The organism is Nitratireductor thuwali (assembly GCF_036621415.1).
In the GTDB taxonomy this organism is placed as follows: Bacteria; Pseudomonadota; Alphaproteobacteria; order Rhizobiales; family Rhizobiaceae; genus Chelativorans; species Chelativorans thuwali.
Window position 1 is genome coordinate 2,141,743 of sequence record NZ_CP030941.1, and the last position, 20,013, is coordinate 2,161,755.

Consider the following 20,013-nt stretch of genomic DNA (forward strand, 5'->3'; position numbering starts at 1 on the left):
GGGCGCCGGTCAAGCGGCGTGGGTGCCTGCCTTTTCATTTGGCATGGCGCCCGTTAGGTTGACGCGAATATTTTCGGGAGGCGAAATAATGTTGCGATGGGGTATTCTTTCGACGGCGAAGATCGGCCGCGAACACGTCATTCCACAGTTGCTGGATACGGACAACGGCGTCGTCACGGCCATTGCAAGCCGCGATGAAGCGCGGGCAAAAGCTGTCGCGGCGCGATTCGGCATTCCCCGTATCTTCGGTTCCTACGACGCCATGCTCGCTTCGCCTGAAATAGATGCCGTCTATATCCCCCTGCCCACCTCGCAGCATGTGGAATGGGCGGTGAAAGCTGCCGATGCCGGAAAGCACGTGCTCGTAGAAAAGCCGCTGGCGCTGGATGCCAAGCACATCGCGCCGGTGATCGAAGCGCGCGACCGCAACAAGGTCGTGGTCGCCGAAGCCTTCATGGTGACCTACCATCCCCAATGGCTGAAGGCGCGCGAACTGATCGCGGAAGGCGCCATCGGCCGCCTGCGCCATGTTCAGGGCGCCTTCACCTATCACAACGTCGATCCGGGCAACATGCGCAATCGGCCGGAGCTGGGCGGCGGCGGCTTGCCCGATATCGGCGTCTATCCGACGGTGACCGCCCGCTTCGTCACCGGACGGGAACCTCGGCGCATCCAGGCCGTGGTGGAGCGCGACAAGATCTTCGGCACGGATGTCTATGCCAGCGTGAAGGCTGATTTCGCCGACTTCGAGATGAGCTTCTACGTCTCCACTCAGATGGCGGCGCGCCAGACGATGGTCTTCCACGGGGACGAGGGCTTCATCGAGGTCGAAACCCCCTTCAATTCGCGTATCTACGGCGACGATCGCCTCATCCTTCACAATGTCGATCACGCCCGATCGACCGTGTACCGCTTCGGCGACGTCCGCCAGTACAGGCTTCAGGCCGAGGCCTTCGCCCGTGCGGCGAAGGGAGAGAAGGCCGATCTGTTCTCGCTGGAGGATTCGGTGAAGAACCAGAAGGTCATAGACGCGATCTTCCGTGCCTCCGGCCATGAGGGCTGGGAAACGGTCGAGGGGATCTGAAGCGCCGGCACCGGCGGCGGCTTTTGCATGGCATCTGGCGGGCGAAAAGCTGGTGTGGCGCCAGCAAGATCCCCGGAAATCGCCTTGCGCGAGAAAAAGGGGCTTCTTATATACGCCGCGAGGCCGCGGAGCAGCGTTCGCCAACTCTGCGAAGCGGCAATTTCTTGAGAACAGGGGCTGTTGCCTGGAACGCCTCAATGGGTCCTGACAGTCTGCTTAGCGGAGAGAGTAAATGGCAAAGGTAATCGGTATCGACCTCGGAACGACAAATTCCTGTGTCGCCGTCATGGACGGCAAGGACGCGAAGGTCATTGAGAATGCCGAGGGCTCGCGCACGACGCCCTCGATTGTCGCATTCACGGATTCGGATGAGCGTCTGGTCGGCCAGCCGGCAAAGCGCCAGGCTGTGACTAATCCTGAGAACACGCTGTTCGCGATCAAGCGCCTCATTGGCCGCCGCTTCGAGGATCCGACGGTTGAAAAGGACAAGAAGCTCGTCCCCTACAAGATCGTGAAGGCTGATTCGGGGGACGCCTGGGTGGAAGCCCAAGGCAAGCAGTATTCGCCTTCGCAGATCTCGGCCATGATCCTTCAGAAAATGAAGGAAACGGCTGAATCCTACCTCGGTGAGAAGGTCGAGAAGGCCGTCATCACCGTTCCTGCCTATTTTAACGACGCCCAGCGCCAGGCTACCAAGGACGCGGGCAAGATCGCCGGGCTGGAAGTGCTGCGCATCATCAACGAGCCGACTGCCGCGGCGCTCGCCTATGGCCTCGACAAGAAGGAAGGCAAGACCATTGCCGTCTACGACCTTGGCGGCGGCACCTTCGACATCTCAATCCTGGAAATCGGCGATGGCGTGTTCGAGGTGAAGTCGACCAATGGCGACACCTTCCTCGGCGGCGAGGACTTCGACATGCGCCTCGTCAACTATCTCGCCGACGAGTTCAAGAAGGAGCAGGGCATCGACCTGAAAAACGACAAGCTCGCCCTCCAGCGCCTGAAAGAGGCTGCGGAAAAGGCGAAGATCGAGCTGTCGTCCTCCTCGCAGACCGAGGTCAACCTGCCTTTCATCACGGCAGATCAGACCGGTCCGAAGCACCTGGCGATCAAGCTGACGCGTGCCAAGTTCGAGAGCCTGGTCGAGGATCTCATCAAGCGCACGGTCGAGCCTTGCAAGGCAGCCCTCAAGGACGCCGGCATCAATGCGGGCGAGATCGATGAGGTGGTGCTGGTCGGCGGCATGACCCGCATGCCCAAGGTCCAGGAGACGGTCAAGAACTTCTTCGGCAAGGAGCCGCACAAGGGTGTGAACCCGGACGAGGTGGTCGCCATGGGCGCCGCCATCCAGGCTGGCGTGCTGCAGGGCGACGTCAAGGACGTGCTGCTTCTCGACGTCACGCCGCTGTCGCTGGGCATCGAGACGCTGGGCGGCGTGTTCACGCGGCTGATCGACCGCAACACGACGATCCCCACCAAGAAGAGCCAGGTCTTCTCGACCGCTGAGGACAACCAGAACGCGGTGACTATCCGCGTCTTCCAGGGCGAGCGTGAGATGGCGGCCGACAACAAGATGCTCGGCCAGTTCGACCTCGTGGGCATCCCGCCCGCACCGCGCGGCGTGCCGCAGATCGAGGTCACCTTCGACATCGACGCCAACGGCATCGTCAACGTCTCGGCCAAGGACAAGGGCACCGGCAAGGAGCAGCAGATCCGCATCCAGGCGTCCGGCGGCCTCTCCGATGACGAGATCGAAAAGATGGTCAAGGACGCCGAGGCCAATGCCGAGGCCGACAAGAAGCGCCGCGAAACCGTCGAGGTGAAGAACCAGGGCGAGGCGCTGGTCCATTCCTCGGAGAAGTCGCTCAAGGATTATGGCGAGAAGGTTTCCGAGGATGACCGCAAGGCCATCGAGGATGCCATCGCCGCCCTGAAGACAGCGCTCGAGGGCGACGACGTCGAGGATATCAAAGCCAAGACGACCGCACTCGCCGAGGCTTCCATGAAGCTTGGCCAGGCCATGTACGAGGCCCAGCAGGCCGAAGCTGGCGGTGGAGAAGAAGGCGGCGAAGCTTCCGGCAAATCCGACGAAGACGTCGTCGACGCCGATTTCGAGGAGATCGATGAGGACGACAAGAAGTCGGCCTGATCGTTCGCCCAGCAGATCCAATGAAGGCCCGGGTGTTTTGCACCCGGGCCTTTTCTGCGCCGTGAGCAACGCTCCTGCCGCCAGGAGGAACCCGAGTCCAGCCGTGATCGGCGTCGCGCTACGCTCTGGCAATGCGCTTCAAACTATGGCATTTGACCGCCTCAGCACCTAAATTCCGAAAACCCCACGGATGAAAGCCGCTCCGGCCAACAAGCGAGTCGTGAATTCATGAAGGCAGATTTTTACGAGACGCTCAGCGTGTCGAGAAACGCCGACGAAAAAGAGCTTAAGAGCGCCTTCCGCAAGCTCGCCATGCGGTACCATCCGGACAAGAATCCAGGCGACGACGAAGCGGAAAGGAAGTTCAAGGAAATCAACGAGGCCTACGAGACGCTGCGTGATCCGCAAAAGCGTGCCGCCTACGATCGCTTCGGCCATGCCGCTTTCGAGAATGCCGGCATGGGCGGCCGTGGCTTTGGCCAGCAGGGTTTTGGCGCCGGCGGCTTCGCCGACATCTTCGAGGACATTTTCGGCGATATGATGGGCGCTGGCGGGCGCCGCCGCTCCGGCGGGCGCGATCGCGGTGCCGATTTGCGCTACAATATGGAGATCACCCTCGAGGAGGCCTTCACCGGCAAGACGGCGCAGATCCACGTGCCCACCTCGGTCACTTGCGAAGAATGTTCAGGCTCCGGCGCCAAGCCCGGCACCTCTCCCGTTCAGTGCTCGATGTGCCACGGTGCAGGGCGTGTGCGCGCCGCCCAAGGCTTCTTCTCCATCGAGCGGACGTGCCCCCAGTGCCAGGGGCGCGGCCAGACCATACAGGATCCATGCCCGAAGTGCTCCGGCCAAGGCCGCATCACCGAAGAACGCTCTCTTTCCGTGAACATTCCCGCCGGCATCGAGGACGGCACGCGCATCAGGCTCGCCGGCGAAGGCGAAGCAGGACTACGCGGCGGTCCCTCTGGCGATCTCTACATCTTTCTTTCAGTCAAGCCGCACGAGTTCTTCCAGCGCGACGGCGCGGACCTTTACTGCAAGGTGCCGATCTCGATGACCACCGCCGCCCTTGGCGGCGCCTTCGAGGTCGCGACGCTCGACGGCACGCAGACGCGTGTGAAGGTGCCGGAAGGCACCCAGAACGGACGGCAGTTCCGCCTGCGCGGCAAGGGGATGCCGGTCCTGCGGCAACCCCAGATAGGCGATCTTTATATTCAGGTGGCGGTGGAAACCCCTCAGAGCCTGACGAGAAGGCAGCGGGAATTGCTCGAGGAGTTCGAAAAATTGTCCTCGAACGAGAACAGTCCGCAGTCTGCGGGGTTCTTCACTCGGATGAAGGATTTCTTCGAGTCATTCGGCGAGTGAGCTTGCGATGCCGAACGAAACCGGGCGATAGTCCCGCCCGAAGGGAGTAGATGATGGGCAAGGGTCTCGACATGCGCAAAGCACTCGCCGAACGGTTCGACGAGGAGTTGCGCTTCTTCAAGGGCTGGATCGATAAGCCTAAGGCGGTCGGCTCCATCATTCCCACCAGCGGCGTCACGGCGCGGCGCATGGCCTCGGTCGTGCGCCCCGACTCCGGCGATGCCGTTCTGGAGCTCGGCCCCGGTACCGGCGTCATCACGCGTGCCATACTGGAGCGCGGCATCAAACCGGAAAACCTGATCTCCATCGAATATTCGGCCGAGTTTGTGGAGCGGCTGCGCGCCGACTATCCCGGCGTAAACTTCATCCATGGCAGCGCGTTCGATCTCGACGAGGCCTTGGCGCCCTGGAAGGGCCGCCGCTTCGACAGCGTGATCTCGGCGATCCCCATGTTGAACTTTCCGTTGCCGGAGCGGGTCGATCTCGTGGAACGTTTGCTGGATCTGATGCCCCCGGGCCGCCCCATCGTGCAGATCACCTATGGGGCGCTGTCGCCTGTGCCCGCCGGCAAGGGCAGCTATTCCGTCAAGCACTTCGATTTCGTCGTGCGCAACATACCGCCGGCGCAATTGTGGATCTACCGCCGCTCGGAACAATAGAACGGTCCGGAAGGAAATTGCTCATGACGCCGCGCATTCTGGTGTTCGCGGGCTCCATTCGCAGCGGTGCCCTGAGCGGGATGACTGCGGATGCGGCGACGAAGGAACTGGCTCTGTTGGGCGCCGACGTAACCCGCATTTCGCTTGCCGACTATCCTCTGCCTCTCATGGATCAGGATCTGGAGAACGAGAAGGGAATCCCCGAAAACGCCGTGAAGCTGGCGCACATGATCGGCGCCCATGATGGCGTTCTCATCGCCAGCCCCGAATACAACGCCTCCGTGCCGCCGCTGCTGAAGAACGCTGTCGACTGGGTAAGCCGCGTCAAGGCGGATGAGAAAGGCCGGCGCTTCCGCGCCTTCAGCGGCAAGATCATCGCCCTTTGCTCATCCTCTGACGGCAACTACGCCGGCATCCGCGCCCTCAATCATCTCCGCGCCACGCTGGTGAACTGCCAGGCGGAAGTCATCACGCCCCAATGCTCGGTTCCGCGTGCGCAGGAAGCTTTCGATGAGAACGGTGATTTCATCGAGGACCGCCTCAAGAAGGCAATGACGAGAACCTGCCGCGCGCTTATTGAGCATGCGCGCATTTTTTCAACACGTGCAGAGATCTGAGACGATGAGCCAGAACATGCGCGAGCGGCTGATCGTCGGGCTCGACCTGCCGAGCCTCGGCGAAGCCGAGAAAGCGGTCGCGGAACTGGGCGAGACCGTTTCCTTCTACAAGATCGGCTATCAGCTCGCCTTTGCCGGGGGCCTCGATTTCGCCCGCGAACTCGCTGGGTCGGGCAAGAAAATATTCCTCGACATGAAGCTTCTCGACATCGACAACACCGTGGCGAAGGGTGTGGAAAGCGTCGCCCGCATGGGCATGACGATGCTGACGCTGCACGCATATCCCAAGGCGATGCGCGCTGCTGTGGAGGCGGCGCACGGCTCCGGCCTCTGCCTGCTTGGCGTGACCGTGCTGACCTCAATGGACGAGGCCGACTTGGCCGAGGCAGGCTATGACCACGACCCGGACACGCTGGTGCTGCGCCGCGCCGAACAGGTGCGCGACGCCGGCATGGGCGGCATCGTCTGCTCCGCAGCAGAGGCGAAGGCCGTTCGCGCAATCGTCGGGCCGGAAATGGCGGTCGTCACCCCCGGCATCCGGCCCGCTGGAGCGGTCGCCGGTGATCAGAAACGCGTGCTGACGCCGGCCGATGCCGTTCGCGCCGGCGCGAGCCATCTCGTGGTTGCCCGCCCCATCGTCGCCGCGCCCGACCGCAGGGCAGCCGCCCTTGCCATCCTTGAAGAAATGAACGGGGCCGCAAAGGCCTGATCCACCTCTGGGAGGAACGCGTAATGACTAAAGCCTACTGGATCGCCCATGTCGATGTCCGCGACGCCGAGCGCTACAAGGACTACGTCGCCACCGCCAAACCGGCCTTCGAGCGGCACGGTGCCAAGTTCCTCGCGCGTGGCGGAGCCTATGAGGCGATGGAAGGCCGGGGCCGCGGACGCAATGTCGTCATAGAGTTCCCGTCCCTGCAGGCCGCGAAGGACTGCTACCATTCGGCTGAGTACCAGGCGGCCAAAGCGATCCGGCAGGAAGTCGCGGACGCTGAAATGATCATTGTCGAGGGCTATGACGGCTGAGGGGCCGATCGTTTGTACACTGTCTTTGTGTTGCATTGCAGCATGGGCATGGTACTCTCCACGCGAGGTCGCAGTGAACGCGCGTTCCGCGTTCCGCCCGGTGGCCGTGGAAAATTGAACAGGCGATGTATTATCAGCTATATGAATTTCATCATGCGGCGATCCAGCCTGCCCGCGCCTACGCAGACGCCATAAGGCTGTTCTACTCGAACCCCTTCAATCCCGCCGCCAGCACCGCCTGGGGCCGCTCGATCGCGGCCACGGCAGAAATGTTCGAGCGCACCACGCGCCGCTACGGAAAACCGGACTTCGGCATCGAGACGACCGCTGTCGACGGCAGGCAGGTAGGCGTTCGCGAGCGTGTCGTATGGCAAAAGCCGTTCTGCAGGCTTATCCATTTCGAGCGCGATCTGCCGGCGGGTTCGGACCCCGGCACCAGGCTCCTGGTGGTCGCGCCGATGTCGGGCCATTACGCCACCCTGCTTCGCGGCACCGTCGAAGCCATGTTGCCCCACGCCGACGTCTACATCACCGACTGGACTGATGCCCGCATGGTGCCGCTGTCCGACGGGCGGTTCGATCTCGACGACTATATCGATTACATCATCGACATGTTCGCGCTGCTGGGGCCCCAGGCCAGCGTCATGGCGGTCTGCCAGCCATCGGTGCCGGTGTTGGCGGCGATCGCGCTGATGGAAGGCCGGGGGGACAAGAACCTTCCCGCCTCGATGATCCTGATGGGCGGCCCTATCGATACCCGCCGCAATCCAACCGCAGTGAACCAGCTGGCCGAGGAGCGAGGCATCGACTGGTTTCGCGAGAACGTCATCATGCAGGTTCCGTGGCCCAATCCGGGCTTCATGCGCGAAGTCTATCCGGGTTTTCTGCAGCTTTCGGGCTTCATGAGCATGAACCTCGACCGGCACATCATCGCGCACAAGGAATTCTTCATGCACCTGGTGAAGAACGACGGCGATTCGGCTGAGAAGCACCGCGACTTCTACGACGAGTATCTGGCGGTGATGGACCTGACGGCCGAATTCTATCTGCAGACGGTGGATACGGTGTTTGTCAAGCACGCCCTGCCCAGGGGCAAGATGATGCACCGGGAAGAGCCGGTCGAGCCAGCCGCCATCTCGAAGGTTGCTCTTCTGACGATCGAAGGCGAGAAGGACGACATCTCCGGGCTCGGCCAGACCCAAGCCGCACACGATCTGTGCGTCAACATTCCTCAGTCCCGCCGCAGCCACTATGTTCAGCCTTCGGTCGGGCACTACGGCGTGTTCAACGGCTCGCGTTTCCGGGCGCAGATCGTGCCGCGGATCGTGGATTTCGTGGCAAGCACCGCCGCCACCGGCGGCAAGGCGCAGGCTCGCCCGAAACGCAGCAGGTCTCCACGCACCTGATTCGCCGCCTCCGAAGGGCTGGCCCGGAAGACTGTTGCGGCTTTGCAGATGCCTGCACCCGGCAGGCTATAGCAATTTGGCAACATGAGCAGCCAATCGCGAGCCATTCAGCAACGTTCAAGTGGACGCATAAAAAAACGAATTGACAGCCCCCAGGCTTGCTCCGTTAACATCACATTAATGAAAATAAATAAAGTGGGAGCGGCGCAATGGCTGCTGGGCGGGCGGTTCGCGGGACCGCAATGGGGCTGTTTGTTGCCATTGGCATGGCAGCGGGCCAAGCGGGCGCAACGGGATTGATGGCGACGGGCGGCTACACCTCCCAGCCCATCGGGCATTATGAATTCTGCAAAAAATGGCCGCGGGAGTGCGCTCAGCGCCCGACTGACAACGGGCCTGAGCATATGAGTAGCGGTTTGATGCGGCGCCTTGCTTCCGTCAACCGGTCGGTCAACGGATCGGTCAAGCCACTGAACGACGTCGACATCTACGGCGTCAACGAGCTCTGGACCTATCCCGCCAAAGGCATTGGCGACTGCGAAGACTTCGTTCTCGAGAAGCGCCGGCGCCTCAGCGCCACAGGCATATCCCTTGCGAACCTTCTCATCACCGTCGTGCGCAAACGGGATGGCGAAGGCCATGCCGTCCTGACAGTGCGGACCGATGAAGGCGACTATATCCTCGATAATCTGAACAACGATGTGAAGCTGTGGAGCCACACCAGCTACCGCTACCTGAAGCGCCAGGCGAGCAACCACACCGGCCGCTGGGTCACATTGCGCGGCGAGAACAACCTTCTTGTGGGCGCAGTGCAGCAGTAATCCGGCTCCAGAAGGCCGTGCATCTGACTTGCGAACGAAGGACTGCCTTCTTCTGTTTCCGCATATGCGGAAGATGCCATTTCGCGAAACGATGCGTAGAGCGTCCTTGTGTAGCGCTCGAATGGACGCACAACGCTCTGACGACCTGATTTCATGCACTTCCGGAAAACCGATTCAACTTCCCGAAATAGCTCCATGGGATCAGGAAAGGCGTTCTGCCGCGGGCTGGGCAAAGACGGCTGCAAAGCTGCCCTGCCGATCCATCACTCCCTCCAGCGCCGCCCCGGACGGCAGGCGGCCCTTAATGCGCCTCACGCCGCATTTGCCAGCCGCTGCCCGGCCACACGATAAGAAATGGCCTCGGCCAGATGAATTCGGCCGACGTGCTCGGCGCCTTCGAGATCAGCCAGCGTTCGCGCAACCTTCAGGATGCGGTGGTATGCACGGGCGGAAAGGGCCAGTTTCTCGCTGGCTTCGCTCAAGAGCGCCGCGCCGGCGGGATCCGGTTTTGCGATGTCCTCGATCATGGCCGCTGAGCAGCGCGCATTTGTCGTCCAGGCTGGCAGGCCCAGTGCGGTGAAGCGCTCCCGCTGCGCATCGCGCGCCGCCGCCACACGCAACGCCACCGTCGCACTGTCTTCCGCCTTTTCGCGGCGGATCAGGTCTCCGGCGCTGACCGCCGGCACTTCGATGCGCAGGTCGATCCGGTCAAGCAGTGGCCCAGAGATACGCGCCTGGTAGTCGGCCTGGCAGCGTGGACCGCGTGCACAGCTATGTCCCGCTTCCCCGGCCATGCCGCAGCGGCAGGGGTTCATCGCAGCCACGAGCTGTATTTGCGCCGGATAGCTGACCCGATGGTTGGCGCGGGCGATCACGCATTCGCCGCTTTCCAGCGGCTGCCGCAGGGAATCCAGCACCTGCGGTGCGAACTCCGGCAACTCGTCGAGAAACAGAACGCCGTGGTGGGACAGCGATGCTTCGCCCGGTCTTGCCCGCAGCCCCCCGCCCACCATCGCTGCCATGGAAGCCGAGTGGTGCGGAGCCCGAAATGGCCTGCGATCGGAAAGCCGCCCGTCCGCAAGTTCGCCGGCGATGGATGAGACCATGGAAACCTCGAGGAGTTCCCTGGGCGAAAGCGGCGGCAGGATCGACGGCAGCCTTTGCGCAAGCATCGATTTGCCCGCGCCCGGCGGCCCGATCATCAGCAGGTTGTGGCCACCGGCGGCGGCGACCTCGAGCGCGCGTTTGGCGCTTTCCTGGCCCTTTATGTCGGCCAGATCCGGCAGATCGCCCAACGCGGGCTGCATGGCGGTTTCGGGGCGGCCCATGACCTGGGTGCCGCGAAAGTGATTGGCGAGCGCGATCAGGCTGCGCGGCGCCAGAATGTCGATATCCGCGCCGGCCCACGCCGCCTCCGGACCGCAATCATGCGGGCAGATCAGCCCCCGCCCCATCGCGTTTGCGCCGATCGCGGCAGGCAGGACCCCGGCCACGCGGGCGACTGTGCCGTCGAGCCCCAGTTCGCCCAATACGACATAGCCGCTCAAGGCATCGCCGGGCACTGCCCCGAGCGCAGCCATCAGCCCAAGCGCGATAGGAAGATCATAATGGCTTCCTTCCTTGGGCAGATCGGCTGGCGCCAGATTGACCGTCACCTTCTTGGGCGGCATCGAAAGTCCGGAGGCATGGAGCGCCGCCTGCACTCGTTCGCGGCTTTCCGCCACCGCCTTGTCGCCCAGGCCCACGATATGCATGCCCATTTTGCCGGGCGCCACCATCACCTGGACATCGACGGGCACCGCCTCGATCCCCTGGAACGCAATCGTCCGCACGCGCGAAACCATAATCCGCCACCCCCTGCCCCGCAGCTTGCCGTGCCGGCTCTTCCGCGCCGGGCCCGGAGCGGCGGCGCGTGCCAGTTCCCAAACACAAGCACAGATTGCAGGACGTGGCAAGAACATTCAGGGAACAAGTTGCATGGCCGGGTTGCAGAACGGTTGCGACAGGTTGCAGGCGCGGAACATCCGGCCCCGGCTGCGTCTGGTTCGTGTCTACACCGCGCCGCGCCGCGTCTCCACCGCGTCCCAAAAGAGCGCCGCCACGTCGGCGCCGCCGAACCTTTGCACCTCGCGCACGCCCGTGGGCGAGGTCACGTTGATTTCCGTGAGGTAGCCGCCGATGACGTCGATGCCGACAAGCACGAAGCCGCGCTCGCGCAGCGCGGGGCCGATGCGCGCGCATATCTCGCGCTCGCGCGCCGTGATGTCGGCCGGTTCCGCCCGTCCGCCCACATGCATGTTGGAGCGCGAATCATGTTCCGCCGGCACCCGATTGATGGCTCCCACCGGCTCGCCCTCGATGAGCAGGATGCGCTTGTCGCCGTCGCGCACTTCTTTCAGGTAGCGCTGCACGATGAACGGTTCCCGGAAGGTCTGGATGAACAGTTCAAGCAGGGCCGCCAGGTTGCGGTCCGCTTCCTGAAGATGAAAGATGCCGGCGCCGCCATTCCCGTAGAGCGGCTTTACGATGATGTCGCCGTGCTCTTTGCGGAAGGTGTCAACTTCTCTCGGATCACGGGTGATCAGCGTATCCGGCATCAGGTCGCAGAACTCGGTGACGAAGATCTTCTCCGGGCTGTTGCGTACCCATGCTGGGTCGTTGACCACGAGGGTTCCGGGATGAACGCGGTCCAGGATATGTGTTGTCGTGATGTAGTGCATGTCGAAGGGCGGGTCCTGACGGAGCAACACCACATCCATCTCGGACAGGTCGGTGCGCACGGCCTTGCCCAGCGTGAAATGGTTGCCGGCTTCGTCGCGCACCTGAAGCGGCTCCAGCATTGCAAACGCCTTGTCGCCCACCTGCGAGAGCCGGTCCGGCGTGTAGTGGAAAAGCTGGTGCCCGCGCTTCTGCGCCTCCAGCGCCAGCGCGAAGCTCGTATCGCCGGCGATCGAAACACTTGAGATATGGTCCATCTGAAAGGCGGTTTTCAGCGGCATCGGTGGAGGTTCTCCATGCGCGTTCAGGAAAGGCCGGCAGATGACGCCGGGCCCGTCCGGCTGTCAAGCGGGCATCATTCTCGGGGCCGGCGGCGTTGTGCACACGAAAATGTTATCTTCGATACGCTTCGTAAACGTTTGATCTTCATCCTCCGCCCCAAACGGCCTTGAAATCACAGGGAAATAACATGAAGACCCCGCTGGCACACGGGTTGACGGCAGGCCTTTCGGGCGAGGAGACGAGCCTGACGGATCCCTTGACGGGGCTCGGCAACACGCATCGCTTTTTCGACAAGGTCAATCGCCTGATTGCCGATCGCGCCGACGACCCGGCACCGTTTGCCATCGGTGTGCTGGATCTCGATGGCTTCAAGCCCATCAACGATCTGTTTGGGCGCACGGCAGGCGACGAGATACTGCAGCAGGTGGCCATGCGCCTGCGCGCCGCGATGGACGAGCATTCGACGGTGACCCGCATCGGTGCCGACGAGTTCGCCTTTCTTTATCCCATGGTCTTCAGCGAGGAGGCGGCCGCCGATCGCGCGAAGATGCTGATCGAGATCCTCTCGGCGCCCTACGACGTTGGCCACCGCACCGCACGCCTTTCTGCTTCGGCCGGCTGCTCGCTCTTCTACACGGAGGAGGAGACCACAGACCTTCTCCTGTCAAAGGCCGAGACGGCTCTTTACCAGGCAAAGCGCTCCGGCCGCGGTGTCGTGGTCGTCTACACCCGCGAGATGGAAGAGGCCGCCAAGCGCGTGACCCGCATCGAACAGGCACTGAGGCGGGCTGTCGCGGCCGGCGATGTGGAGGCTCATTTCCAGCCCATCGTCGACCTCGAAACCCGCCGCACGGTCGGCTTTGAAACGCTGGCTCGCTGGACGGACCACGATCTCGGCTCCATCTCGCCGGCGACCTTCATTCCGATCGCCGAAGAGCGCGGCATCATAGGCCCGCTCTCGCAACTTCTCTTGCGCAAGGCGACCGAGGCGGCACGCGACTGGCCGGAGCAACTGTTCCTGTCGTTCAATCTGTCGCCCTCGCAACTGGTGGACCACAATACCGGCCTGCAGATACTGGCGATACTGGAGCGCACGGGCTTCAACCCGCGCCGGCTGGAAATCGAAATCACCGAAACCGGCCTGATGTCCGATCCGGCATCGGCGGAGAAGATCGTCGAAGACCTGCGGCGCATGGGCATCCGCATCTCCTTGGACGATTTCGGTACCGGCCAATCAAGTCTGGGCCGCCTGCGCGACTTCAAGTTCGATAAGCTCAAGATCGACCGCGCCTTCGTCTCCTCCATTCTCAACGACCGGCCTTCCGAGCACATCATTCGCGCCATCCTCGCCATGTGCGAAGGGCTCGGCATGGACGTCGTTGCCGAAGGCATCGAGGAGGAAGCGCAGGCCGAAAGGCTGATCCAGTTCGGCTGCACTGGCGGGCAGGGTTATCTTTTTGGCAGACCCAAGGACGCCGAGGCGACATTGGGTTTTCTGCGATCGCGCCCCGGCGCGCAGTTGCGCAAGGTGGCCGGGTAGAGGCGATCTGCTGCGGCGGAATGCCCTGGATCAACACCACTCTTGACTGTATCTGGATACGGACGGGCCAACGAACCGGCTTTCCGGGTCCGCCCGTTGCGCTAGATATCGGGGCCTTGCCGCCGGCCGGCGCAGCAATAATATTTTTTATTCGGGGAGTTGCCGCAGATGACAAACGGCCGTTTTGCAGATCTTGAGGGCGCATCGGTGCTCATTACCGGCGGAGGCTCCGGCATCGGCGCCGCGCTGACCGAGGGCTTCGTCGCCCAGGGGGCAAGGACGGCGTTCATCGACATCGACGCGGATGCCGGCCAGAGCCTGGTCGGCCGGTTAGGTGCGGCCCATGACAACGTCCCGCTGTTCCTGCACGCAGACCTGCGCGACGTGGAAGCGTTGCGTTCGTCCATCGCCCGGGCCGTGGAAAGCCACGGCCCCATCTCCGTGCTCGTCAACAATGCCGCGTGGGACGATCGGCATGAGATCGAGGACGTCACGCCCGAATACTGGGACAGGAACCAGGCGATCAATCTCCGCCATCAGTTCTTCGCAATCCAGGCGGTAACGCCTGACATGAAGAAGGCGGGTCGCGGCTCGATCGTCAATTTCACCTCCACCTCCTACATGATGAACCTTGGAACCCTGCCCGTCTATACGGCGGCCAAGGGGGGCGTGGTCGGGCTCACCAAGGGCCTCGCCGGCGCGTTGGGCCCGTACGGCATACGTGTCAACGCCATTGCGCCCGGCTGGGTGATGACGGAGCGTCAGAAGCAGCTATGGGTGACGGACGAGGGTTTGCAGGATACTTTGGAACAGCAATGCCTCAAGCGGCTCCTGCAACCTGAGGACATGGTGGGACCCTGCCTGTTCCTGGCATCCGGGGCATCCGCCGGCATGACGGCGCAGACCATGATCGTCGATGGAGGCATCCAATGAGCAGCACCGGCGTTTCCGTCCTTTGCGGTATCGCCTGCGAGCTTGGCGAAGGACCCGCTTACGATCCTGCGGCCGACACGCTTTTCTGGTTCGACATTCTGGGCCGGAAAATGATCGAGTTGCCGCTGGCCACGGGTGAGGCTCTCCAGCATGATCTGCCGGTCATGGCCAGCGCGCTCGCCATGGTCGACCACGCCCGCCAGCTCCTGGTGACCGAGACGGGCCTCCAGTTGCGCGACCGCAACACCGGCGATCTGACGATGCTTCAGGAAGTGGAAACCGACCGGCCGAACATGCGCTCCAACGATGCACGGGTGCATCCTTGTGGCGCGCTATGGCTAGGCACGATGGGAAAGGCGGCGGAAGAGGGGGCCGGCGCTATCTACTGGTTCTACAAGGGGGAATTGCGCTGTCTCTACCCGCGCATTACAATTCCCAACTCGATCTGCTTTTCGCCGGACGGCGCGATCGCCTTCTTTGCCGACACCCGCGAGAACCGCCTCTACCGCGTCGCCTGCGACCCGGAACTCGGCCTGCCGGTCGACGACCCGATCCTCACGATCGAAGGCAATGAAATGGCAGGAGGCATCGACGGTTCGGTGGTCGATGCGGAAGGCACGCTCTGGAACGCCCGGTGGGGTGGCGGGCGCATCGATGCCTGGTCCTCGTCGGGCGAGTTCATCCGCAGCATCGACATGCCCGCAAGCCAGGTGACGTGCCCGGTTTTCATCGGCCATGATGCCAGCCGCATGGCTGTGACCAGTGCCCATGCGGGTTTGAGCGGCCAAGCGCGCGAGGCCGACTCCGATGCCGGCCGGACCTTCGTGCTTGAGCGGTCGTTCAATGGCCGCTTCGACCCGCCCGTCGTTCTATGAAACGATTCCAGGCAAAGTGGAAGCCGGCCTTCTGTCCGGGAACTTATTAAAAACAATCGGTTGGGTCATATCGGCGCTTCTGTGAAGCCGCCGGGAGCAAACTGGAGTGACGCCCGCCGGTCAGTGGGGGCGGTAGCGGATCGTTTCGAAACGTGCCGACAGCGCATCGTAGATGAGGAGACGGCCGAGCAACGGGTCACCGGTGCCGGTGATCAGCTTGATCGCCTCCATGGCCTCTAGCGCGCCCATGACGCCAGTGAGCGCTCCGACGATGCCTGCCTCCGCGCAAGATGGCACCAGGCCCGCTGGAGGGGCTTCGGGGAAGAGATCGCGGAAGGAAGGCAGGCGGGCGCCGTCCTTGTCGAGGGCAAAAGGCTTAAGCACGGTGATGGTGCCGTCGAATCGGCCCACAGCGGCAGTCACGAGCGGCTTTTCTGTCGCCGCGCAGGCGTCGGCCAGCGCATAGCGCGCCTCGAAATTGTCGGAGCCGTCGATCGCCAGGTCATACTGCGCGACCAGCGCTTCGGCGTTGCCGGCATCCAGACGCAGTTCATGCCCTTCGACATTCACATGCGGGTTCAGGCGGCCGATGGCCTCGCGCGCACTGCGCGTCTTGAGCGTGCCTATGGTCTCGGCGCTGTGGATGACCTGGCGCTGGAGGTTGGAAAGCGACACTGTGTCGTGGTCGACGATACCCAATGTGCCCACGCCGGCGGCGGCAAGATACTGCAGCACCGGGGCGCCAAGCCCGCCGGCGCCCAGCACCAGGACGCGCGCTCGCTTCAGCTTCTGCTGTCCGGCGCCGCCGATCTCCGGCAGCACGATGTGCCTGGCGTAGCGCTCCAGCTCTTCGTCGCTCAGCCTGGTTCGATCGGTCATGGTGGGCACAATAGGGCAATTTCGCAAGAAAGGGGAACCGGTTCTGATCCAGACTGTGAACCAAACCGGCGGAAGGGGCTAGTTTCGCTTCTCGTCTTCGCTGGCGATCTGGGCCCACGAATTGTTCTGGGCGAGCATGGAGCGCAGATAGGCTACATTGGCTTCGGCCTGGTCGGGCGAAAGTTCCTGGCGCGCGATCTTTTCGGCGTCGGAGAAGCGGCCTTGCAGCCCGATCACCAGGGCCAGGTTTTGGCGCACCCGGCTGTCGGCACCGGGGGCTGCGGCAGCCTGGCTCATGTATTTCTCTGCGGTCTGAAGGTCGCCTTCCAGCAGGTAGGACATGCCCATATTCGACAGGATCGAGGGTTCGTCGGGCTTCATGCCGAGAGCGCGCTGATAGAGGTCGCGCGCGGCCGCAGCCTGCCCGAGCTGGTCGAGAATCGCCCCTTCGGCCGACAGCAACCGCCAATCCGGGTATTCCGGCGTCTGGGCGCGGCGAACCGCGTCGAGGGCCGGCTCCAGCTCGCCGGCCGCGGCAAGCGCCTTTCCGTAGGCGGCCAGCACGTCGCGATCCTTGGAATAATCGATCGCCAGCTTGCGCATGACGGCAAGCGACTGATCGGTGTGGCCGCTCATCTGGAGGATCGAGGCATAACGCAGGGCGACCGGCTTATCCTTCGGGTTCTGCGCATAGCGCTTGCCGAGGCTGGATGCAGCTTGCTGGAGTTCGGATGCGGACATGGAATCGATCGGCCGCTCGGCCATGCGCCCGATCGAGCCGGTGGTTATCTGGCTGACCTTGCGGCTGGCCGCGCACCCGGCGACGCTGAACGCCACTATGAGCGTCGCCGCCACTGTCGCCATGCGCCTGGCGCTTGCCCCCAAAGCCCTTGTAGCCATCCCGCCGGCCCTCCTGAACTGAACCATTCACACGCATAAGTATTCCGTTAACCCTAATGGAATGTTAATCACGGGCCTCGCTGCCACAGTTCAAGGACGCCGTCTCATGCCTCTGACTCTCGCAAGCGCCAGAGAAGCGCATTCGCGCCCCGTCTACCTGGTCGCGGACGAAAAGCTGGAGCAAAGTGGCGCCGGCGAGGCTGCCCTCGCATGGGCACAGGCAAACGGCTTTTCCGGTGGAAGCGGCGAACTGCTCGCCTTTCCGGATGACGACGGAGCGCTGGCCGGCGTCTTCTTCGGCCTGGGCAAGGCCCCAGCCCCGCTGGCGCTGGGCCGTCTGGCGCGGCTGCTGCCGGAAGGCGCGTGGCATTTCGCCACTGCACCGGAAGACCCGAACCTGGCAGCCCTGGCGCTTGTGCTCGGCAGCTACGCCTTCACCCGCTATGGCAAGAAACCGACACGCGACGTGCGCTTTGCCGCGCCCGAAGGCGCCGATGTCGAGGCGGCGGTGCGTCTTGCTGAAGGCGTGTTCCTTGCGCGCGACCTCATCAACACGCCGGCCAACGACATGGGGCCGGACGCATTGGAAGAAGCGGCTCACCGGCTTGGCCAGGCATTCAACGCCAAGGTCAGCGCCGTGCGCGGCGACGAACTGTTGGCCAATAATCTTCCCATGATCCACGCGGTCGGACGGGCGGCCGAACAGGCTCCCCGTCTGATCGACCTCCAATGGGGCCAGGAAGGCGCGCCGAAGGTGACGCTGGTAGGCAAGGGCGTTTGCTTCGACACAGGCGGGCTCGACATCAAGCCGGCCAGCGGCATGCTGCTCATGAAGAAGGACATGGGCGGGGCCGCAAACGTTCTGGGCCTCGCCCGGATGATCATGGCCGCGCGCCTGCCGGTCAGGCTGCGTGTCCTCATTCCGGCGGTGGAGAATGCCATTTCCGGAAACGCTTTCCGGCCGAGCGACATTCTAACCAGCCGCAAGGGTCTGACCGTCGAGATAGGCAACACCGATGCGGAAGGTAGGCTCGTGCTGGCCGACGCTCTGGCGCTGGGCGACGAGGAAGCGCCGGAGATCGTGATCGACATGGCGACGCTGACCGGTGCGGCTCGCGTTGCGCTCGGTCCCGATCTGCCGCCTTTCTTTACGCATGACGAAACGCTGGCCTCTGCGCTTACCGACGCGGGCGAGGCGGTGGCGGATCCCATGTGGCGCATGCCCCTGTGGCGCCCTTACGCCGAAAAGCTCAATTCCCGCGTGGCGGACTTGAACAATGTCACTTCAGACGGCTTCGCAGGATCGGTCACGGCGGCGCTGTTTCTCGAGCGTTTCGTGGAAAAAGCAAAGAGCTGGGCGCATTTCGACATTTATGGCTGGAATCCCAACGAAAAACCGGCTGCGCCGGTGGGCGGAGAAGCCCAGGCTATCCGTGCCATCGAGCGTGTGCTGCGGGAGCGCTTCGGCTGAGCCTCCTTCGGGATCTTGCCAAGGCCGTGAATCACCGGCAGACTGATACGCATCCGAAACGATGCGGACGAATACCATGCCGGTGCCGCTCAGGCCGAGCCAGGCTCTCAGACTATGGCAGCAGGTGTGTCTGGCGGAGGTGACGGCAGACATGCCCGACCTCACCCAGCGGCAGACGGCCATCCTGCTGACGGTCTATCTCGATCCGCCGCCGCACACGGTGCGCGGACTGGCGGAAAAGCTGAAGGTTACGAAACCGGTGATCACGCGGGCGCTCGACACGATGGGCAGTCTCAAATTCGTCTCACGCCATCGCGACGAGCGCGATCGCCGCAGCGTTCTGGTGAAGCGGACGGTGGAGGGTGCGTTGTTCGTCGAACGGTTCGGCGACCAGATCATCGCCAAGGCAGCGGAGTTGCCGACATGAACGCGACCGGCATGCCCGGGCTGGACCGCAGGCTCCACGCCTATCGTCCGGACCTGGCCGACGAGAGCCTGCGCGGGAAGGTTCAGGCGCAGCGCTATATCGCTGGCCGGCCAGCGCGCGTTGCGCAGCCGGTAGCCGACCTTCGTTCCGCCCCCCGCTTCGACGCGGGGATCGATACCCAGCTTCTTTGCGGCGACGATGTGCTGGTTTTCGAGGAGCGGGAGGGTTGGGCGTGGGTCCAGTCCCGGCGCGATTCCTATGTGGGCTACGTGCCTGCCGAGGCGTTGGGACCCGAAGGCAAAGCGCCGACTCATATCGTGACCGTCCCCCGCAGCTTCGTCTATCCCGCGCCGGAGTTGAAAATGCCTCCCGTCCGCGCTCATTCGATGGGCGCGCGCCTGTGTGTCATGGGCAGGGAGGAAAGGCGCGGCACACGCTACGCCCTGCTCGCCTCCGGCGAGGCGATGATAGCCGGACATTTGCGGCCGGTGCCGGAGGCGGAGGCGGACTACGTCGCGGCCGCCGAGCAGTTCCTGCACACGCCCTATCTCTGGGGCGGCGCAAGCGGCTTCGGCATCGATTGCTCGGGACTGGTGCAGCTGAGCCTCTTCATGGCGGGGCGGAACGTCGTGCGCGATACCGACATGCAAGCCGCATCGCTGGGGAAAGCCATCGATCCGAACGTCTTGCGACGGGGCGATCTGGTGTTCTGGAAAGGCCACGTGGCGATCATGACCGACGGGAAGAACATGATCCACGCCAACGGGCATACGATGACCGTAGCCCATGAGCGGCTCGACGAGGCGGTGGCGCGCATCGCGCGGCTCTACGGGCAACCGACGGGCTATCGCCGGCCGTGAT

The 20,013-nt window shown here is 63.4% G+C and carries 19 protein-coding genes; 15 read left to right on the forward strand and 4 right to left on the reverse strand.

Features of this window, described 5'->3' with window-relative positions; translation table 11 throughout:
* Positions 1–88 precede the first annotated feature (88 nt).
* The 9 genes from NTH_RS10365 to NTH_RS10405 all read left to right on the forward strand — a co-directional run bounded on the left by NTH_RS10365 (position 89) and on the right by NTH_RS10405 (position 9,127).
* A complete protein-coding gene (locus NTH_RS10365) occupies positions 89–1,084 on the forward strand; it encodes a Gfo/Idh/MocA family protein (RefSeq protein ID WP_338529943.1) in 996 nt (331 codons plus the stop codon).
* A gap of 232 nt (positions 1,085–1,316) precedes the next feature.
* Positions 1,317–3,233: a molecular chaperone DnaK gene (gene dnaK, locus NTH_RS10370; RefSeq protein WP_338529944.1), complete on the forward strand. Its 1,917-nt coding sequence runs from the start codon at positions 1,317–1,319 to the stop codon at positions 3,231–3,233.
* A 228-nt stretch (positions 3,234–3,461) separates the two neighbouring features.
* On the forward strand, positions 3,462–4,598 hold the full coding sequence (gene dnaJ, locus NTH_RS10375; protein WP_338529945.1) for a molecular chaperone DnaJ: 1,137 nt from the start codon (positions 3,462–3,464) through the stop codon (positions 4,596–4,598).
* Between the two features lie 53 nt (positions 4,599–4,651).
* Positions 4,652–5,257 carry a phospholipid N-methyltransferase PmtA gene (pmtA, locus tag NTH_RS10380; protein WP_338529946.1) on the forward strand — a complete coding sequence of 202 codons (606 nt, stop codon included), beginning with the start codon at positions 4,652–4,654 and terminating at the stop codon, positions 5,255–5,257.
* A gap of 23 nt (positions 5,258–5,280) precedes the next feature.
* The gene (locus tag NTH_RS10385) at positions 5,281–5,874 is read left to right on the forward strand and encodes an NADPH-dependent FMN reductase (RefSeq protein WP_338529947.1); all 594 of its coding nucleotides are present in this window, start codon (positions 5,281–5,283) and stop codon (positions 5,872–5,874) included.
* A gap of 4 nt (positions 5,875–5,878) precedes the next feature.
* On the forward strand, positions 5,879–6,583 hold the full coding sequence (pyrF, locus tag NTH_RS10390) for an orotidine-5'-phosphate decarboxylase (protein ID WP_338529948.1): 705 nt from the start codon (positions 5,879–5,881) through the stop codon (positions 6,581–6,583).
* 23 nt (positions 6,584–6,606) lie between these two features.
* Positions 6,607–6,900, forward strand: coding sequence for a DUF1330 domain-containing protein (locus NTH_RS10395; protein ID WP_338529949.1), 294 nt, complete (start codon positions 6,607–6,609; stop codon positions 6,898–6,900).
* Between the two features lie 125 nt (positions 6,901–7,025).
* Positions 7,026–8,306, forward strand: coding sequence for a polyhydroxyalkanoate depolymerase (locus tag NTH_RS10400; protein ID WP_338529950.1), 1,281 nt, complete (start codon positions 7,026–7,028; stop codon positions 8,304–8,306).
* A 209-nt stretch (positions 8,307–8,515) separates the two neighbouring features.
* Positions 8,516–9,127 (forward strand): transglutaminase-like cysteine peptidase, encoded by a 612-nt coding sequence (locus tag NTH_RS10405; RefSeq protein ID WP_422392379.1) that lies wholly within the window; start codon positions 8,516–8,518, stop codon positions 9,125–9,127.
* Positions 9,128–9,438: 311 nt separating this feature from the next.
* Here NTH_RS10405 and NTH_RS10410 read toward each other — a convergent pair whose 3' ends face one another.
* Complete coding sequence (locus NTH_RS10410) at positions 9,439–10,971, reverse strand: YifB family Mg chelatase-like AAA ATPase (protein ID WP_338529951.1); 1,533 nt, start codon at positions 10,969–10,971, stop codon at positions 9,439–9,441.
* 207 nt (positions 10,972–11,178) lie between these two features.
* Entirely contained in the window at positions 11,179–12,126 is a 948-nt protein-coding gene (gshB, locus tag NTH_RS10415) for a glutathione synthase (protein ID WP_338529952.1), read from the reverse strand.
* 188 nt (positions 12,127–12,314) lie between these two features.
* Between gshB and NTH_RS10420 the strand changes: the two genes are divergently transcribed.
* The 3 genes from NTH_RS10420 (at position 12,315) to NTH_RS10430 (ending at position 15,475) form a co-directional block, all read left to right on the forward strand.
* Entirely contained in the window at positions 12,315–13,667 is a 1,353-nt protein-coding gene (locus tag NTH_RS10420) for a putative bifunctional diguanylate cyclase/phosphodiesterase (RefSeq protein ID WP_338529953.1), read from the forward strand.
* 168 nt (positions 13,668–13,835) lie between these two features.
* Positions 13,836–14,600, forward strand: coding sequence for an SDR family NAD(P)-dependent oxidoreductase (locus NTH_RS10425; RefSeq protein WP_338529954.1), 765 nt, complete (start codon positions 13,836–13,838; stop codon positions 14,598–14,600).
* On the forward strand, positions 14,597–15,475 hold the full coding sequence (locus NTH_RS10430; protein WP_338529955.1) for an SMP-30/gluconolactonase/LRE family protein: 879 nt from the start codon (positions 14,597–14,599) through the stop codon (positions 15,473–15,475). The genes NTH_RS10425 and NTH_RS10430 overlap by 4 nt, the downstream gene beginning before the upstream one ends.
* A 120-nt stretch (positions 15,476–15,595) precedes the next feature.
* On the opposite strand, the gene NTH_RS10435 is transcribed toward NTH_RS10430, so the two are convergent.
* Entirely contained in the window at positions 15,596–16,354 is a 759-nt protein-coding gene (locus tag NTH_RS10435) for a molybdopterin-synthase adenylyltransferase MoeB (RefSeq protein ID WP_338529956.1), read from the reverse strand.
* Positions 16,355–16,432: 78 nt separating this feature from the next.
* The gene (locus NTH_RS10440; protein ID WP_338529957.1) at positions 16,433–17,254 is read right to left on the reverse strand and encodes a tetratricopeptide repeat protein; all 822 of its coding nucleotides are present in this window, start codon (positions 17,252–17,254) and stop codon (positions 16,433–16,435) included.
* 106 nt (positions 17,255–17,360) lie between these two features.
* Here NTH_RS10440 and NTH_RS10445 point away from each other — a divergent pair, with 106 nt between their 5' ends.
* The 3 genes from NTH_RS10445 (at position 17,361) to NTH_RS10455 (ending at position 20,012) form a co-directional block, all read left to right on the forward strand.
* Positions 17,361–18,725 (forward strand): leucyl aminopeptidase family protein, encoded by a 1,365-nt coding sequence (locus tag NTH_RS10445; protein ID WP_338529958.1) that lies wholly within the window; start codon positions 17,361–17,363, stop codon positions 18,723–18,725.
* Between the two features lie 76 nt (positions 18,726–18,801).
* Positions 18,802–19,152: a MarR family transcriptional regulator gene (locus NTH_RS10450; protein WP_338529959.1), complete on the forward strand. Its 351-nt coding sequence runs from the start codon at positions 18,802–18,804 to the stop codon at positions 19,150–19,152.
* An 11-nt stretch (positions 19,153–19,163) separates the two neighbouring features.
* Positions 19,164–20,012, forward strand: coding sequence for an NlpC/P60 family protein (locus NTH_RS10455; protein WP_338531868.1), 849 nt, complete (start codon positions 19,164–19,166; stop codon positions 20,010–20,012).
* The last annotated feature ends 1 nt before the right edge of the window (position 20,013 follow it).

Bases quoted from the DNA above. Each gene is read 5' to 3' on its own strand.
- gshB (WP_338529952.1), bottom strand. From the start codon at position 12,126: ATGCCGCTGAAAACCGCCTTTCAGATGGACCATATCTCAAGTGTTTCG.
- NTH_RS10440 (WP_338529957.1), bottom strand. From the start codon at position 17,254: ATGGCTACAAGGGCTTTGGGGGCAAGCGCCAGGCGCATGGCGACAGTG.
- dnaJ (WP_338529945.1), top strand. From the start codon at position 3,462: ATGAAGGCAGATTTTTACGAGACGCTCAGCGTGTCGAGAAACGCCGAC.
- pmtA (WP_338529946.1), top strand. From the start codon at position 4,652: ATGGGCAAGGGTCTCGACATGCGCAAAGCACTCGCCGAACGGTTCGAC.
- NTH_RS10405 (WP_422392379.1), top strand. From the start codon at position 8,516: ATGGCTGCTGGGCGGGCGGTTCGCGGGACCGCAATGGGGCTGTTTGTT.
- NTH_RS10425 (WP_338529954.1), top strand. From the start codon at position 13,836: ATGACAAACGGCCGTTTTGCAGATCTTGAGGGCGCATCGGTGCTCATT.
- NTH_RS10400 (WP_338529950.1), top strand. From the start codon at position 7,026: ATGTATTATCAGCTATATGAATTTCATCATGCGGCGATCCAGCCTGCC.
- pyrF (WP_338529948.1), top strand. From the start codon at position 5,879: ATGAGCCAGAACATGCGCGAGCGGCTGATCGTCGGGCTCGACCTGCCG.
- NTH_RS10430 (WP_338529955.1), top strand. From the start codon at position 14,597: ATGAGCAGCACCGGCGTTTCCGTCCTTTGCGGTATCGCCTGCGAGCTT.
- NTH_RS10455 (WP_338531868.1), top strand. From the start codon at position 19,164: ATGCCCGGGCTGGACCGCAGGCTCCACGCCTATCGTCCGGACCTGGCC.
- NTH_RS10410 (WP_338529951.1), bottom strand. From the start codon at position 10,971: ATGGTTTCGCGCGTGCGGACGATTGCGTTCCAGGGGATCGAGGCGGTG.
- NTH_RS10450 (WP_338529959.1), top strand. From the start codon at position 18,802: ATGCCGGTGCCGCTCAGGCCGAGCCAGGCTCTCAGACTATGGCAGCAG.
- NTH_RS10365 (WP_338529943.1), top strand. From the start codon at position 89: ATGTTGCGATGGGGTATTCTTTCGACGGCGAAGATCGGCCGCGAACAC.
- NTH_RS10395 (WP_338529949.1), top strand. From the start codon at position 6,607: ATGACTAAAGCCTACTGGATCGCCCATGTCGATGTCCGCGACGCCGAG.
- NTH_RS10435 (WP_338529956.1), bottom strand. From the start codon at position 16,354: ATGACCGATCGAACCAGGCTGAGCGACGAAGAGCTGGAGCGCTACGCC.
- NTH_RS10420 (WP_338529953.1), top strand. From the start codon at position 12,315: ATGAAGACCCCGCTGGCACACGGGTTGACGGCAGGCCTTTCGGGCGAG.
- NTH_RS10385 (WP_338529947.1), top strand. From the start codon at position 5,281: ATGACGCCGCGCATTCTGGTGTTCGCGGGCTCCATTCGCAGCGGTGCC.
- dnaK (WP_338529944.1), top strand. From the start codon at position 1,317: ATGGCAAAGGTAATCGGTATCGACCTCGGAACGACAAATTCCTGTGTC.
- NTH_RS10445 (WP_338529958.1), top strand. From the start codon at position 17,361: ATGCCTCTGACTCTCGCAAGCGCCAGAGAAGCGCATTCGCGCCCCGTC.